This is a genomic window from Pseudomonas sp. CAM1A, from assembly GCF_047501685.1.
In the GTDB taxonomy this organism is placed as follows: Bacteria; Pseudomonadota; Gammaproteobacteria; order Pseudomonadales; family Pseudomonadaceae; genus Aquipseudomonas.
Genome location: NZ_JBFNXP010000008.1, coordinates 160,553 through 174,104, shown reverse-complemented (window position 1 = coordinate 174,104; position 13,552 = coordinate 160,553). Strand labels below are relative to the sequence as shown.

Annotated in this window: 10 protein-coding genes; all 10 read left to right on the top strand. The window is 64.1% G+C overall.

Going from position 1 to position 13,552, the window contains the following annotated elements:
- The first annotated feature begins 299 nt into the window (after positions 1-299).
- The 10 genes from ABZO33_RS18420 to ABZO33_RS18375 all read left to right on the top strand — a co-directional run bounded on the left by ABZO33_RS18420 (position 300) and on the right by ABZO33_RS18375 (position 13,525).
- Complete coding sequence (locus ABZO33_RS18420; protein ID WP_414537175.1) at positions 300-1,925, top strand: ABC transporter substrate-binding protein; 1,626 nt, start codon at positions 300-302, stop codon at positions 1,923-1,925.
- A gap of 213 nt (positions 1,926-2,138) precedes the next feature.
- Complete coding sequence (locus tag ABZO33_RS18415; protein ID WP_414537174.1) at positions 2,139-3,731, top strand: ABC transporter substrate-binding protein; 1,593 nt, start codon at positions 2,139-2,141, stop codon at positions 3,729-3,731.
- A gap of 157 nt (positions 3,732-3,888) precedes the next feature.
- The gene (locus ABZO33_RS18410; RefSeq protein ID WP_414537173.1) at positions 3,889-5,271 is read left to right on the top strand and encodes an OprD family porin; all 1,383 of its coding nucleotides are present in this window, start codon (positions 3,889-3,891) and stop codon (positions 5,269-5,271) included.
- A gap of 72 nt (positions 5,272-5,343) precedes the next feature.
- On the top strand, positions 5,344-6,939 hold the full coding sequence (locus ABZO33_RS18405) for an ABC transporter substrate-binding protein (RefSeq protein WP_414537172.1): 1,596 nt from the start codon (positions 5,344-5,346) through the stop codon (positions 6,937-6,939).
- A gap of 76 nt (positions 6,940-7,015) precedes the next feature.
- The gene (locus ABZO33_RS18400) at positions 7,016-8,026 is read left to right on the top strand and encodes an ABC transporter permease subunit (RefSeq protein WP_011532379.1); all 1,011 of its coding nucleotides are present in this window, start codon (positions 7,016-7,018) and stop codon (positions 8,024-8,026) included.
- 10 nt (positions 8,027-8,036) lie between these two features.
- Complete coding sequence (locus tag ABZO33_RS18395; protein ID WP_046854276.1) at positions 8,037-8,963, top strand: ABC transporter permease subunit; 927 nt, start codon at positions 8,037-8,039, stop codon at positions 8,961-8,963.
- 10 nt (positions 8,964-8,973) lie between these two features.
- Positions 8,974-9,942 (top strand): ABC transporter ATP-binding protein, encoded by a 969-nt coding sequence (locus ABZO33_RS18390; protein WP_414537171.1) that lies wholly within the window; start codon positions 8,974-8,976, stop codon positions 9,940-9,942.
- Entirely contained in the window at positions 9,942-10,910 is a 969-nt protein-coding gene (locus ABZO33_RS18385; RefSeq protein WP_414537170.1) for a peptide ABC transporter ATP-binding protein, read from the top strand. Before ABZO33_RS18390 ends, ABZO33_RS18385 begins: the two co-directional genes overlap by 1 nt.
- A 333-nt stretch (positions 10,911-11,243) precedes the next feature.
- Positions 11,244-12,053 carry a helix-turn-helix domain-containing protein gene (locus ABZO33_RS18380; protein ID WP_414537169.1) on the top strand — a complete coding sequence of 270 codons (810 nt, stop codon included), beginning with the start codon at positions 11,244-11,246 and terminating at the stop codon, positions 12,051-12,053.
- Positions 12,054-12,118: 65 nt separating this feature from the next.
- Positions 12,119-13,525 (top strand): NAD(P)/FAD-dependent oxidoreductase, encoded by a 1,407-nt coding sequence (locus tag ABZO33_RS18375; RefSeq protein WP_414537168.1) that lies wholly within the window; start codon positions 12,119-12,121, stop codon positions 13,523-13,525.
- Positions 13,526-13,552 lie beyond the last annotated feature (27 nt).

Below are 13,552 nucleotides of genomic sequence, written 5' to 3'. Positions count from 1 at the left end.
ATGTCCGAGGCGGTCAAAACCGTCTCGGACAGCAGTTTCAGACCTTTCCTACGCACCAAACGGGTGCGTCTGCTTGTCACATAAAGTGCGAAATATCCTGAAATTTTTGCCCTTTTCCCCCTCGCAAACGTTCAACATTCGCCAAAGTTATATGGATGCGACATCCATGTACGTCAGTACCACGTTTTTGGCGTCAACCATCCTGCTGAGTGTTGCATTGGGAATACCCCCTGCATAAGTATCCGCAGGTCGGCTCACGAGGCCGCCTCAATTCGAAAAATGACAACAATGAGGCCACCATGCTCAAACACGCAGTCATTCCGTTCCTGGTAGGCGCAGGCTTGCTAGCCGGTGCACCGATCGCCCACGCCGCGTCCAACCTGGTGTTCTGCTCCGAAGGCAGCCCGGCCGGTTTCGACCCGGGGCAATACACCACCGGAACCGACTTCGACGCCTCCGCCGAGACCATCTTCAACCGCCTGACGCAATTCGAACGCGGCGGCACCAAGGTCATTCCGGGCCTGGCCACCAGTTGGGACGTCTCCGAGGACGGCAAGACCTACACCTTCCACCTGCGTGAAGGCGTCAAGTTCCATACCACCGACTACTTCAAGCCGACCCGCGACTTCAACGCCGACGACGTGCTGTTCACCTTCAACCGCATGCTCGACAAGGACCAGCCCTTCCGCAAGGCCTACCCCACCGAGTTCCCGTACTTCACCGACATGGGCATGGACAAGAACATCGCCAAGGTGGAGAAGCTCGACGATCACACGGTGAAGTTCACCCTCGCCCAGGTCGACGCCGCGTTCATCCAGAACATGGCCATGCACTTCGCCTCGATCCAGTCGGCCGAATACGCCGACCAGCTGCTCAAGCAGGGCAAGCCCGCCGACATCAACCAGAAGCCGATCGGTACCGGGCCGTTCGTGTTCAAGAGCTACCAGAAAGACTCGAACATTCGCTTCACCGGCAACAAGAGTTACTGGAATCCTGATGAAGTGAAGATCGACAACCTGATCTTCGCCATCAGCACCGACGCCTCTGTGCGCATGCAGAAACTCAAGAAGAACGAGTGCCAGGTGACGCTCTTCCCGCGTCCGGCCGATATCAAGCCGCTGCAGGAAGACAAGAAGCTGCAGATGCCAGACCAGGCCGGCTTCAACCTCGGCTACATCGCCTACAACGTGATGGACAAGGTCAAGGGCAGCAACGAAGCGAACCCCCTGTCCCAACTCAAGGTCCGCCAGGCGCTGGACATGGCGGTCAACAAGCAGCAGATCATCGAATCGGTGTATCAGGGTGCCGGCCAGCTGGCGGTCAACGCCATGCCGCCGACCCAATGGTCCTATGACGACACCATCAAGGACGCCGCGTACGACCCAGAGAAGGCCAAGCAACTGCTCAAGGAAGCCGGCATCAAGGAAGGTACCGAGATCACCCTGTGGGCCATGCCGGTGCAACGCCCCTACAACCCCAACGCCAAGCTGATGGCCGAGATGCTCCAGTCCGACTGGGCCAAGATCGGCATCAAGGCCAAGATCGTCAGCTACGAATGGGGCGAGTACATCAAACGCTCCAAGGGCGGCGAGCAGGGCGCCATGCTGATTGGCTGGAGCGGCGACAATGGTGACCCGGACAACTGGCTCGGCACGCTCTATGGCTGCGATGCCATGGACGGCAACAACTTCTCCAAGTGGTGCTACAAGCCCTACGACGACCTGATCAAGCAAGCCAAGGCGACCTCCGACCAGGCCAAACGCACCGAGCTGTACAAGCAGGCGCAACATATCCTCAAGGAGCAGGTACCGATCACCCCGATCGCCCACTCCACCGTGTATCAGCCCATGAGCGCGAAAGTGAAGGACTTCAAGATCAGCCCGTTCGGCCTGAACTCCTTCTACGGGGTCAGCGTGGACAAGTAACGGTCGTGACCGCCCCGCCGGCGTTTTTCGGCGGGGCGGTGACATGATCGGGCGATACGTAGGGCAATTCCCTAGCGCTCGCCGGAACGCTCCCGCACCCAAATCAGTAGCGAACCCTGGTTCCCGCATTCTGGCGCCTCTATCGTCAGGACCGGGATGCAGCAGCCGCGTTTTGCCTGTCGCGGCCTGAAGAAGACGGACAAAGGATCTGCCATGCGCCTGACCACACTGTGTTCCACCCTGCTTGCCCTTGGCCTGCTGAGCCAGGCCCCGGCGAGCCTCGCCAACAACCTGGTGTTCTGCTCCGAAGGCAGCCCGGCGGGCTTCGACACCGCCCAGTACACCGCGGCCACCGACAACGACGCCGCTGAGCCGATCTACAACCGCCTGGTCGAGTTCGAGCGTGGCGGCACCGCCGTGCAGCCGGGCCTGGCCACCGACTGGCAGGTGTCCGAGGACGGCCTGACGTACACCTTCCACCTGCGCCCGGGGGTGAAGTTCCACGCCAACAAGGACTTCAAGCCCAGCCGCGACTTCAACGCCGACGACGTGCTGTTCACCTTCAACCGCATGCTCGACAAGAACCACCCCTTCCGCCAGGCCTACCCCACCGAGTTCCCGTACTTCATCAGCATGGGCCTGGACAAGAACATCGCCAAGGTCGAGAAGACTGACCCGCTGACCGTGGTCTTCACCCTCAACACGGTCGACGCCGCGTTCCTGCAGAACATCGCCATGGCCTTCGCCTCGATCCTCTCCGCCGAGTACGCCGACCACCTGCTGGCCAGCGGCAAGGCCAGCGACATCAACCAGAAGCCGATCGGCACCGGCCCGTTCGTGTTCCAGCGTTACCAGAAGGATTCGCAGATCCGCTTCAAGGGCAACAAGGACTACTGGGCGCCTGACCTGGTGAAGATCGACAACCTGGTGTTCTCGATCAACGTCGACCCATCGGTGCGTATCCAGAAGCTGCGCCGCAACGAGTGCCAGATCACCTTGCACCCGCGCCCAGCCGACCTGCCGGCGCTCAAGGCGGACGACAAGCTGCAGGTGATGACCCAGTCCGGCTTCAACCTCGGCTACATCGCCTACAACACCCAACATCCGCCGTTCGACCGCCTGGAAGTGCGCCAGGCCATGGACATGGCGGTGAACAAGAAAGCCATCATCGAGGCGGTCTACCAGGACGCCGGCCAGGCCGCGTCGAACGCCATGCCGCCGACCCAGTGGTCCTACGACAAGTCGATCAAGGACGCCCCCTTCGACCCGGAAAAAGCCAAGCAGCTGCTCAAGCAGGCCGGGGTCAAGGAAGGCACCGAGATCACCCTGTGGGCCATGCCGGTGCAGCGCCCCTACAACCCCAATGCCAAGCTGATGGCCGAGATGCTCCAGGCCGACTGGAGCAAGCTCGGTTTCAAGGTGCGCATCGTCAGCTACGAGTGGGGTGAATACCTCAAGCGTATGAAGAACGGTGAGCACGACATCGCCCTGATCGGCTGGACCGGTGACAACGGTGACCCGGACAACTGGCTCGGCACTCTGTTCAGCTGCGACGCCATCGGCAGCAACAACTACTCCTTGTGGTGCGATTCGCAGTACGACGCCCTGGTGAAAAAAGCCAAGCAGGTCACCGACCGCGGCCAGCGCACCAGCCTCTACGAACAAGCCCAGCAACGTCTCAAGCAACAGGTGCCGATCACCCCGGTCGCGCACTCCACGGTCAACCAGCCGCTGAGCATCAGCGTGAAAGACTTCAAGGTCAGCCCCTTCGGACGCAACGTTTTTTCCGGCGTCAGCATCGATTGACCCTGCAACGCCCGGCCGGGAGTGCGACCCACTCCCGCGACGGCGTGCAGCCCGGATTTGCCTGGCAACCCCCAGGCAGACACTGCAGTACCGCGTCACCGTGACAAGCCCGGCCCACAAGGTCGGGTGATAACTAGAAAAATATCAGGGAGCTTTCATGTTGATTCGTACCACAACCACCGCACTGGCCTTGTCCGTCGGCGCCTTCTGCGCCCTCGCCCAGGCCGAACCCGTGAGCCAGGACTTCGTGCCGTTCGCGCTCAAGTCCAGCAGTGAGCAGGCCGAAGCCAAGGGCTTCATCGATGGCCAGAGCCTGTCCGGCAGCACCCGCAACTGGTATGCCCGCGAACGCGCCACCCGCGCGCCGCTGTGGAAATACACCAAGGGCGACGGCACCCGCCACGACACCCACAGCCGTGACAACTGGGTGCAGGGCACCATCCTCAACTACAGCTCGGGCTTCACCGAAGGCACCGTGGGCTTCGCCGTCGAGGCCGCGGCCTACAACGCCATCGCCCTCGAGCAGGGCCGCGCCGCCGTGGCCGGCCCGAACAACCGTACCCTGACCCACAGCGACGGCGACCCGATCGGCCAGTGGAGCAAGATGGGCCTGGGCAACGTCAAGGCGCGCATCTCCAACACCACGCTGACCGTGGGCCGCCAGTCGGTCGACACGCCGATGATCGCCTACATCGGCAACCGTGCCCTGCCGTCGAGCTTCCAGGGTGCGTTCCTGCACAGCGCCGAGTTCGAGAACCTGTCGTTCGACGTAGGTACTTTCGACCGCGTCTCGCCGCGTACCGAGCAGAGCCTGAGCAAGTTCCGCAGCGAATACGGCGCCGCCGGGGTCGAGACCGACCGCGCCAGCACCGTCGGCATCAACTACCAGCCGCTCAAGAGCCTGACCACCAGCCTCTACGCGACCAAGGTCGACGACTTCTGGAACCAGTACTACTTCGGCGCCAACCACGTGCTGGGTGACAGCGCGGTGCTGAGCCTGACCACCGGTCTGAACTACTACAAGACCGTGGACGAAGGCAGCAAGAAGATGGGCGAGATCGACAACGACACCTACAGCCTGTCGTTCGGCCTGACCCACCAGGCCCACACCCTCACCGCCTCCTGGCAGCAGGTCAACGGCAACGAGTACTTCGACTACCTGCACGAAACCAACGGCATCTACCTGGCCAACTCCCTACTGTCGGACTTCAACGGCCCGAACGAGAAATCCCTGCAGATCAGCTATGTGCTGAACATGGCGCCCTATGGCGTGCCAGGCCTGAAGTTCAACGTCTACAACGCCCGCGGCTGGGATATCGACGGTACCCACTACAAGGGCACCGCCTATGACGTCCGCGGCCAGAACGGCGAGAACCACTACGAGTGGGGCATCGGCACCAGCTATGCAGTGCAGAGCGGCATGCTGAAGGACACCACCATCCGCGCCACCTATACCGCCCACCGTGCCAGCAAGGCACAGAGCGACGGCAGCCTGGACGAGTTCCGCGTGGTCACCACCATTCCGTTCAACATCCTCTGACCGTTGGCGCCACGGCCCGACTCCCCACGGGCCGTGGCGGCTACGCTGGAACTAGCATTGCAGGGAGGTTCCATGAAAAAGCTACCGCTACGCGCTGCCCTGGCAGCCGTCATCCTGGGCGCCGCATCGAATCTGGCGGCCAAACCGCTGGTGGTGTGCACCGAAGCCAGCCCGGAAGGCTTCGACATCGTCCAGTACACCACCGCCGTCACCGCCGACGCCACGGCCGAGGCCATCTTCAACCGCCTGGTCGACTTCAAGCCCGGCACCACCGAGATCCAGCCGGCCCTGGCCACCAGCTGGGACGTCAGCCCCGACGGCCTGGTCTACACCTTCCACCTGCGCGAAGGCGTCAAGTTCCACACTACCGACTACTTCAAGCCCACCCGCGACTTCAACGCCGATGACGTGCTGTGGAGCCTGAACCGCCAGCTGAAGAAAGACCACCCGTGGCACGACAAGACCAGCGTCGGCTACCCCTATTTCGAGAGCATGGCCTTCAAGGACCTGCTCAAGTCGGTCGAGAAGACCGACGATCACACCGTGGTGATCACCCTGACCCGCCCGGAAGCGCCGTTCCTGCGCGACCTGGCCATGGCCTTCACCTCGATCTACTCCGCCGAGTACGGCGACCAGCTGCTCAAGGCCGGCAAGACTGGCGAGCTCAACAGCAAGCCGGTCGGTACCGGCCCGTTCGTGTTCCAGCGCTACAACAAGGACGCCAACGTCCGCTACAAGGCCAACTCGGACTACTTCCGTGGCAAGCCTCCCGCCGACGCGCTGATCTTCGCCATCGCCACCGACAGCAACGTGCGCCTGCAGAAGCTGCGCGCCAACGAATGCCAGATCGCCCTGTACCCCAAGCCTGACGACGTGCCGGGGATCAAGACCGACCCGAAACTCAAGGTTGCCGAGATCGAGGCGCTGGTCACCGGCTACATCTCGATGAACACCCAGCACAAGTACCTGAGCGACGTGCGCGTGCGCAAGGCGATCGACATGGCCTTCGACCGCCAGACCCACGTCGACCAGCTGTTCGGCAAGGGCAACGCGCTGGTTGGCGTCAACCCGTACCCGCCGACCATGATCGGCTACAACACCGAGAACAAGAACCCGCCCCACGACCTCGACAAGGCCCGCGCCCTGCTCAAGGAAGCCGGCGTGCCGGAAGGCACGGTGATCACCCTGTTCACCCGCAATGGCGGCGGCCCGACCAACCCGAATCCGCGTCTGTCGGCCGAAATGCTGCAGTCGGACCTGGCCAAGATCGGCATCAAGCTCGACATCCGCGTGATGGAATGGGCCGAGATGCTGCGCCGCGCCAAGAAGGGCGAGGCCGACCTGGTGTCGGCGGGCTGGGCCGGCGACAACGGCGACCCGGACAACTTCCTCACGCCGATGCTTAGCTGTGACGCGGTGAAAAGCGGCGAGAACTATGCGCGCTGGTGCAACCAGAAATTCCAGGACCTGATCACCCGCGCCCGCGAAGTGATCGACAACGACGAACGCGCCAAGCTCTATAACGAGGCCTTGGCGGTGTACGATGAAGACCAGCCGTGGATCAGCATGGCCCACCCGAAAATGTTCACCGCCATGCGCGAGAACGTCGAAGGCTATGTGATCAACCCACTGACCAACAACAACTTCGCCACCACCCAGGTGAAGTAGAACAACAACAGCCGCCGGACCTTGTGCAAGAGGCCCCGGCGGCACGCCGTTTCCGGCTGATGAGGTACCCCTGACAATGTTGAGTTTTATTGCCCGACGCCTGGGCCTGCTGATTCCGACCTTCTTCGGTATCACCCTGCTGACCTTCGCGCTCATACGCCTGATCCCCGGCGACCCGGTCGAAGTGATGATGGGCGAGCGCCGTGTCGACCCCGAAATGCACGCCCAGGCCATGGAGCGCCTGGGCCTGAACAAACCGCTGCCGGCCCAGTACCTGGACTATGTCGGCAAGCTCGCCCAGGGCGACCTGGGCGAATCCCTGCGCACCCGTGAAAGCGTATGGAACGAGTTCCTCACCCTGTTCCCGGCCACCCTGGAGCTGGCCATGGCCGCCCTGCTGTTCGCCGGGGTCATCGGCCTGCTGGCCGGGGTGATCGCCGCGCTCAAGCGCGGCTCGCTGTTCGACCACGGGGTGATGGGCATCTCCCTGGCCGGCTACTCGATGCCGATCTTCTGGTGGGGCCTGATCCTGATCATGTTCTTCTCCGTGAGCCTGGGCTGGACGCCCGTCTCCGGGCGCATCGACCTGCTCTACGACATCGAGCCGAAAACCGGCTTCATGCTCATCGACACCCTGCTCAGCGACGAGGAAGGCGCGTTCAAGGACGCGGTGATGCACCTGATCCTGCCGGCCATCGTGCTGGGCACCATCCCGCTGGCGGTGATCGCCCGCATGACCCGTTCGTCGATGCTCGAGGTGCTGCGCGAGGACTACATCCGTACCGCCCGCGCCAAGGGCCTGTCGCCGTCGCGCGTGGTGTTCATCCACGGCCTGCGCAACGCGCTGATCCCGGTACTCACCGTGTTCGGCCTGCAGGTCGGCACGCTGCTGGCCGGCGCCGTGCTCACCGAAACCATCTTCTCCTGGCCGGGCATCGGCAAATGGCTGATCGAAGCCATCGGCGCCCGTGACTACCCCGTGGTCCAGAATGGCATCCTGTTGATCGCCTGCCTGGTGATCCTGGTCAACTTCGTCGTGGACATCCTCTACGGCCTGGTCAACCCACGCATCCGTCATCAGCGCTGAGGAGTTCGCCATGACCAGCCCGATTCCAAAATCCGTCACCCCGCCCAGCGTGGTCGACCAAAGCTTGCTCTATCCCTCGCCGTACAAAGAGTTCTGGCAGGCCTTCTCGCGCAACAAAGGCGCGGTGGCCGGCCTGGCCTTCATGTGCCTGGTGGTGTTCTGCGCCCTGTTCGCCCCCTGGGTGGCGCCGCACAACCCCAGCGAGCAATACCGCGACTTCCTGCTCACGCCGCCGGTATGGCTCGAAGGCGGCACCTGGCAGTTCATCCTCGGTACCGACGAACTGGGCCGCGACCTGCTCTCGCGGCTGATCCAGGGCGCGCGCCTGTCGCTGCTGATCGGCCTGTCGTCGGTGGTGATGTCGCTGATCCCGGGTATCCTGCTGGGCCTGCTGGCCGGCTTCTTCCCGCAGATCCTCGGCCCCTCGATCATGCGCCTGATGGACGTGATGCTGGCCCTGCCGTCGCTGCTGCTGGCCGTGGCCATCGTCGCCATCCTCGGCCCAGGCCTGATCAACACCGTGATCGCCATCGCCATCGTCTCGCTGCCCTCCTATGTGCGCCTGACCCGCGCCGCGGTAATGGGCGAGCTGAACCGCGACTATGTCACCGCCGCGCGCCTGGCCGGTGCCGGCCTGCCACGACTGATGTTCGTCACCGTGCTGCCCAACTGCATGGCGCCGCTGATCGTCCAGGCGACGCTGAGCTTCTCCTCGGCGATCCTCGACGCCGCCGCCCTGGGCTTCCTCGGCCTCGGCGTCCAGCCGCCAACCCCCGAGTGGGGCACCATGCTGGCCTCGGCCCGCGACTACATCGAACGCGCCTGGTGGGTGGTGAGCCTGCCCGGCCTGACCATTTTGCTCAGTGTGCTGGCAATCAACCTGATGGGCGACGGCCTGCGCGACGCGCTGGACCCGAAACTCAAGAACGCCGCCTGAGGAGATCGCCATGTCACTGTTGCAGATCAACAACCTGAACGTGCGCTTCGGCGACGCCAATGCCGTGCCCGTGGTGGACGGCCTCGACCTGAGCGTGGATGCCGGCGAGATCCTCGCCATCGTCGGCGAGTCGGGCTCGGGCAAGTCGGTGACCATGATGGCCCTGATGGGCCTGATCGACGCCCCGGGGCGCATCACCGCGGACGTGCTCGACTTCGCCGGCACCAACATGCTCAAGCTCAGCGCACGCCAGCGCCGCAAGGTGGTGGGCAAGGACATCGCCATGGTCTTCCAGGACCCGATGACCGCGCTCAACCCCAGCTACACCGTGGGCTACCAGATCGAGGAAGTGCTGCGCCAGCACCTCGGCCTGAAAGGCAAGGCGGCGCGCCAGCGCGCCCTGGAGCTGCTGAAGAAAGTCGAGATCCCGGCCGCCGAAAGCCGCCTCGACGCCTACCCCCACCAGCTGTCCGGCGGCATGAGCCAGCGCGTGGCCATCGCCATGGCCATCGCCGGCGAGCCGAAACTGCTGATCGCCGACGAGCCGACCACCGCACTGGACGTGACCATCCAGGCGCAGATCATGGAGCTGCTGGTCAACCTGCAGAAAGAGCGCAACATGGCGCTCATCCTGATCACCCACGACCTGGCCGTGGTCGCCGAAACCGCCAAGCGCGTGTGCGTGATGTACGCAGGGCAAGCGGTCGAAGTCGGTCAGGTGCCGGAACTGTTCGACATCCCCGCCCACCCGTACAGCGAAGCGCTGCTGGCGGCCATCCCCGAGCACAGCATCGGCGCCGAGCGCCTGGCCACCCTGCCCGGCATCGTCCCCGGCCGCTATGACCGCCCGCAAGGCTGCCTGCTGTCGCCGCGCTGCCCCTATGTGCAGGAAAACTGCCGCCGGCAGCGCCCGGCCCTCGATCCCCAGGCCCACAGCCTGGTGCGTTGCTTCTATCCGCTGAACCAGGAGGTGGCGTGATGGCCGTCGTACTTTCCGCTCGTGAGCTGACCCGCCACTACGAAGTCTCCCGCGGCCTGTTCAAGGGCCATGCGCTGGTCCGCGCGCTCAATGGCGTGTCGTTCGAACTGGAGGCCGGCAAGACCCTGGCCGTGGTCGGTGAATCCGGCTGTGGCAAGTCGACCCTGGCCCGCGCCCTGACCTTGATCGAGGAGCCCTCGTCCGGCTCGCTGCAGATCGCCGGTCACGAGGTCAAGGGCGCCGGCAAGGAGCAGCGCAAGCAACTGCGCCGCGACGTGCAGATGGTGTTCCAGAGCCCCTATGCCTCGCTCAACCCACGGCAGAAGATCGGCGACCAGCTAGCCGAACCGCTGCTGATCAACACCTCGCTGAGCAAGGCCGAACGCCGCGAGAAAGTGCAGAAGATGATGGAGCAGGTGGGCCTGCGCCCCGAGCACTACCAGCGCTATCCGCACATGTTCTCCGGCGGCCAGCGCCAGCGCATCGCCCTGGCCCGGGCGATGATGCTGCAACCCAAGGTGCTGGTGGCCGACGAGCCGACTTCGGCACTGGACGTGTCGATCCAGGCCCAGGTGCTGAACCTGTTCATGGACCTGCAGAAGGAATTCAACACCGCCTACGTGTTCATCTCCCACAACCTGGCGGTGGTGCGCCATGTAGCGGACCAGGTGCTGGTGATGTACCTCGGCCGGCCAGCGGAGATGGGGCCCAAGCAGGACATCTACGACAAGCCGCTGCACCCGTATACCCAGGCGCTGCTGTCGGCCACCCCGGCGATCCACCCGGACCCGCTGAAGCCGAAGATCCGCATTGCCGGTGAACTGCCCAACCCGTTGAATCCGCCGGATGGCTGTGCCTTCCACAAGCGTTGCCCGTACGCCACCGAGCGCTGCGCCAAGGAAGTACCGGCGTTGCGCCAGGTGAGCACGCGGCAGGTGGCCTGCCACTATGCCGAGCAATTCCTCTAGTTCGGTGTAGCCTTCATCGCGGGGCAGCCCGCTCCCACGTGGCCAATACGGTTTACGTGGGAGCGGGCTCGCCCCGCGATTGCTTCAATGCATGAAGAACCAGATCAGGATGATCACCGGAATCGGCACTCCAATCATCCACAGCAATATCGAGCGCATGGCCGTTCTCCTCGTTCAGTGTTGAACAAAAGAGGTGCAGCCTCCATGCCAGCTGTATCAAAAAATTACATCCATACGAATCAAGCCCTTAGCCGGTAACTGCTCGGGAAAACCGTGCAAAATGCCGGATCCGCGGCCTTGCGCCTGGGTTTTCTGCAATGCACTATCGAGCCCATGACCGCCACTCCCCTCCCCGACGGCCCTGGGCAAACCCCGCTCACCGCCGCCACCGTCATGCGCTACCACCTGTGCTGGAAGCATCGCGACCTGGACGGGGTGATGGCCCTGTACCACCCGGATATCCAGTACCACGACTTCTTCCAGAACCGCGTGCTCGGTTTCGGCCAACTGCGCGACTACGTGCGCGCCAGCCTGCCCCATGAGGCCGGCGAGGATATCGTCCACAGCGACCGTATCCGCGTCGATGGCTGCACTGCGTTCATCCAGTACCAGGTTACGGTGCAGGGTGGCGACGGGCTGGTGGCGTTCCAGTCCAGCGAGGCGATCACCGTGCTCGACGGGCTGATCTGGCGGGTCAACGAGTACGCCACGCTAGTGCGCGGCGATGCCAAGGGCAGCTCCGCCGGTGGTCCGCGCCCGGCCACCAGCCGGCTCGGCCTGTCCCCCCGCCAGCTGTCGACCATGGCCCAGGACCTGGAACATTACTTCCAGGCCCAACGCCCCTACCTCGACCCGGAACTCGACCTGCAGCAGGTCGCCGACGAAAGCGGCTACAGCCGCAACCAGATTTCCTACCTGCTCAACCAGGTGCTTGGCCAGAGCTTCTACCGCTACGTCAACCAGGCCCGCCTGCAGCACCTGATAAGCCGGTTGGACAATAGCTGCGCTGCGGCGCCCGTTGATGAACTGGCGTTCAACGCTGGCTTCAATTCGCTGTCAGCCTTCTACAAGTGCTTTCGCGAGCACACCGGCCTGTCGCCCAAGGCCTACCTCAAGCAAATTTCCCTGCGTGCACGCACGTAAGACAGCCCTCCCCGCGCTTCACTAGGATCGTCCACAGACCTTGACCGGATGTGGAGCCCGACCCGATGCAACCCCTGCGCACGATCAGCCTGTGGATGGACCAGCTCGACGAGCCGCTGTGCGCGCGCCCGGCCCTGCGCCAGGACCTGGACCTCGACGTGTGCATCATCGGCGCCGGCTACACCGGCCTGTGGACCGCCTACTACCTCAAGCGCCAGGCGCCGCAGCTGAACATCGCGGTGATCGAGGCCAATATCGCCGGCTTCGGCGCCTCCGGGCGCAACGGCGGCTGGCTGATGGGCAACCTGCTGGGCGAGGATCGCCTGCTCGCCACGCTCTCGCCGCAACAGCGTCGCGATAGCATCGACCTGCTGCACGGCATCCCCGACGAAGTCCACGAGGTGCTCCTGCGCGAAGGCATCGCCTGCGACTACCGCAAGGGCGGGGTGCTCTACTGCGCCGCCCGCTACCCGGAACAGGAACGCAGCCTGCGCGCCTGGCTCGATGACCTCTATCGTCAGGGCATGAATGAAGACGACTACCGCTGGCTGCGCCCGGAACAGCTGGATGCCCAACTGAAGGTAAGCAACCCCTACGGCGCCCTCTACAGCCCGCACGTCGCCACGATTCAACCGGCCAGGCTGGTACGTGGCCTGGCTCGGACGGTCGAGGCCATGGGTGTGCCGATCTACGAGAACACCCCGGCTATCGACTGGCAGACCGGCGAAGTACGCACGCCGCTGGCACGCATCCGCAGCCATTGGGTGGTGCCGGCCGTGGAAGGCTACGCCGCCAGCCTGCCACCGCTCGGGCGGCACCAGTTGCCGGTACAGAGCCTGCTGGTGGCCACCGAGCCGCTGCCGGAATCGACCTGGGAACAGATCGGCCTGAGCCAGGGCCAGGCCTTCAGCGAAAACAGCCGCCAGGTCACCTACGGCCAACGCAGCGCCGACAACCGCCTGGTATTCGGCGCCCGCGGTGGTTACCGCTTCGGTGGACGCTTGCGCGAGGACTTCACCCTCACCGACAACGAGGTCGAACTACGCCGCTACCTGTTCGGCGAACTGTTCCCACAGCTCAAGCATGTACGCATCACTCACTCCTGGGGCGGCAATCTCGGCATGGCCCGGCGTTTCCGCCCGCACATGCTCTGCGACCGCCAGCGCGGCATCGCCCTGGCCGGCGGTTATGGCGGCGAAGGTGTCGGCGCCACCAACCTCGGTGGACGCACCCTGGCCGCGCTGATACTCGGCCAGCACAACGAACTGACCGCGCAGCCCTGGGTGCACGACAACCGCCCGCTGTCGAGCCTGGCCAGCTGGCCACCCGAACCATGCCGCTGGCTGGGCTACAACGCGATCATCCAGAGTTTCGTCCACGAGGACCGGACCCTCGCCAACCCCGCCAGCGCGCCCTGGCGGCGACGCCTGGCCAGTGGGCTGGCCGATTTCATGGAAGGCTTCATGCACTGACTTCCCTTCACCTCCACACAGGATCCA

Coding starts and splice junctions, on each gene's coding strand:
- ABZO33_RS18420 (WP_414537175.1), top strand. CDS start 300: ATGCTCAAACACGCAGTCATTCCGTTCCTGGTAGGCGCAGGCTTGCTA.
- ABZO33_RS18415 (WP_414537174.1), top strand. CDS start 2,139: ATGCGCCTGACCACACTGTGTTCCACCCTGCTTGCCCTTGGCCTGCTG.
- ABZO33_RS18410 (WP_414537173.1), top strand. CDS start 3,889: ATGTTGATTCGTACCACAACCACCGCACTGGCCTTGTCCGTCGGCGCC.
- ABZO33_RS18405 (WP_414537172.1), top strand. CDS start 5,344: ATGAAAAAGCTACCGCTACGCGCTGCCCTGGCAGCCGTCATCCTGGGC.
- ABZO33_RS18400 (WP_011532379.1), top strand. CDS start 7,016: ATGTTGAGTTTTATTGCCCGACGCCTGGGCCTGCTGATTCCGACCTTC.
- ABZO33_RS18395 (WP_046854276.1), top strand. CDS start 8,037: ATGACCAGCCCGATTCCAAAATCCGTCACCCCGCCCAGCGTGGTCGAC.
- ABZO33_RS18390 (WP_414537171.1), top strand. CDS start 8,974: ATGTCACTGTTGCAGATCAACAACCTGAACGTGCGCTTCGGCGACGCC.
- ABZO33_RS18385 (WP_414537170.1), top strand. CDS start 9,942: ATGGCCGTCGTACTTTCCGCTCGTGAGCTGACCCGCCACTACGAAGTC.
- ABZO33_RS18380 (WP_414537169.1), top strand. CDS start 11,244: ATGACCGCCACTCCCCTCCCCGACGGCCCTGGGCAAACCCCGCTCACC.
- ABZO33_RS18375 (WP_414537168.1), top strand. CDS start 12,119: ATGCAACCCCTGCGCACGATCAGCCTGTGGATGGACCAGCTCGACGAG.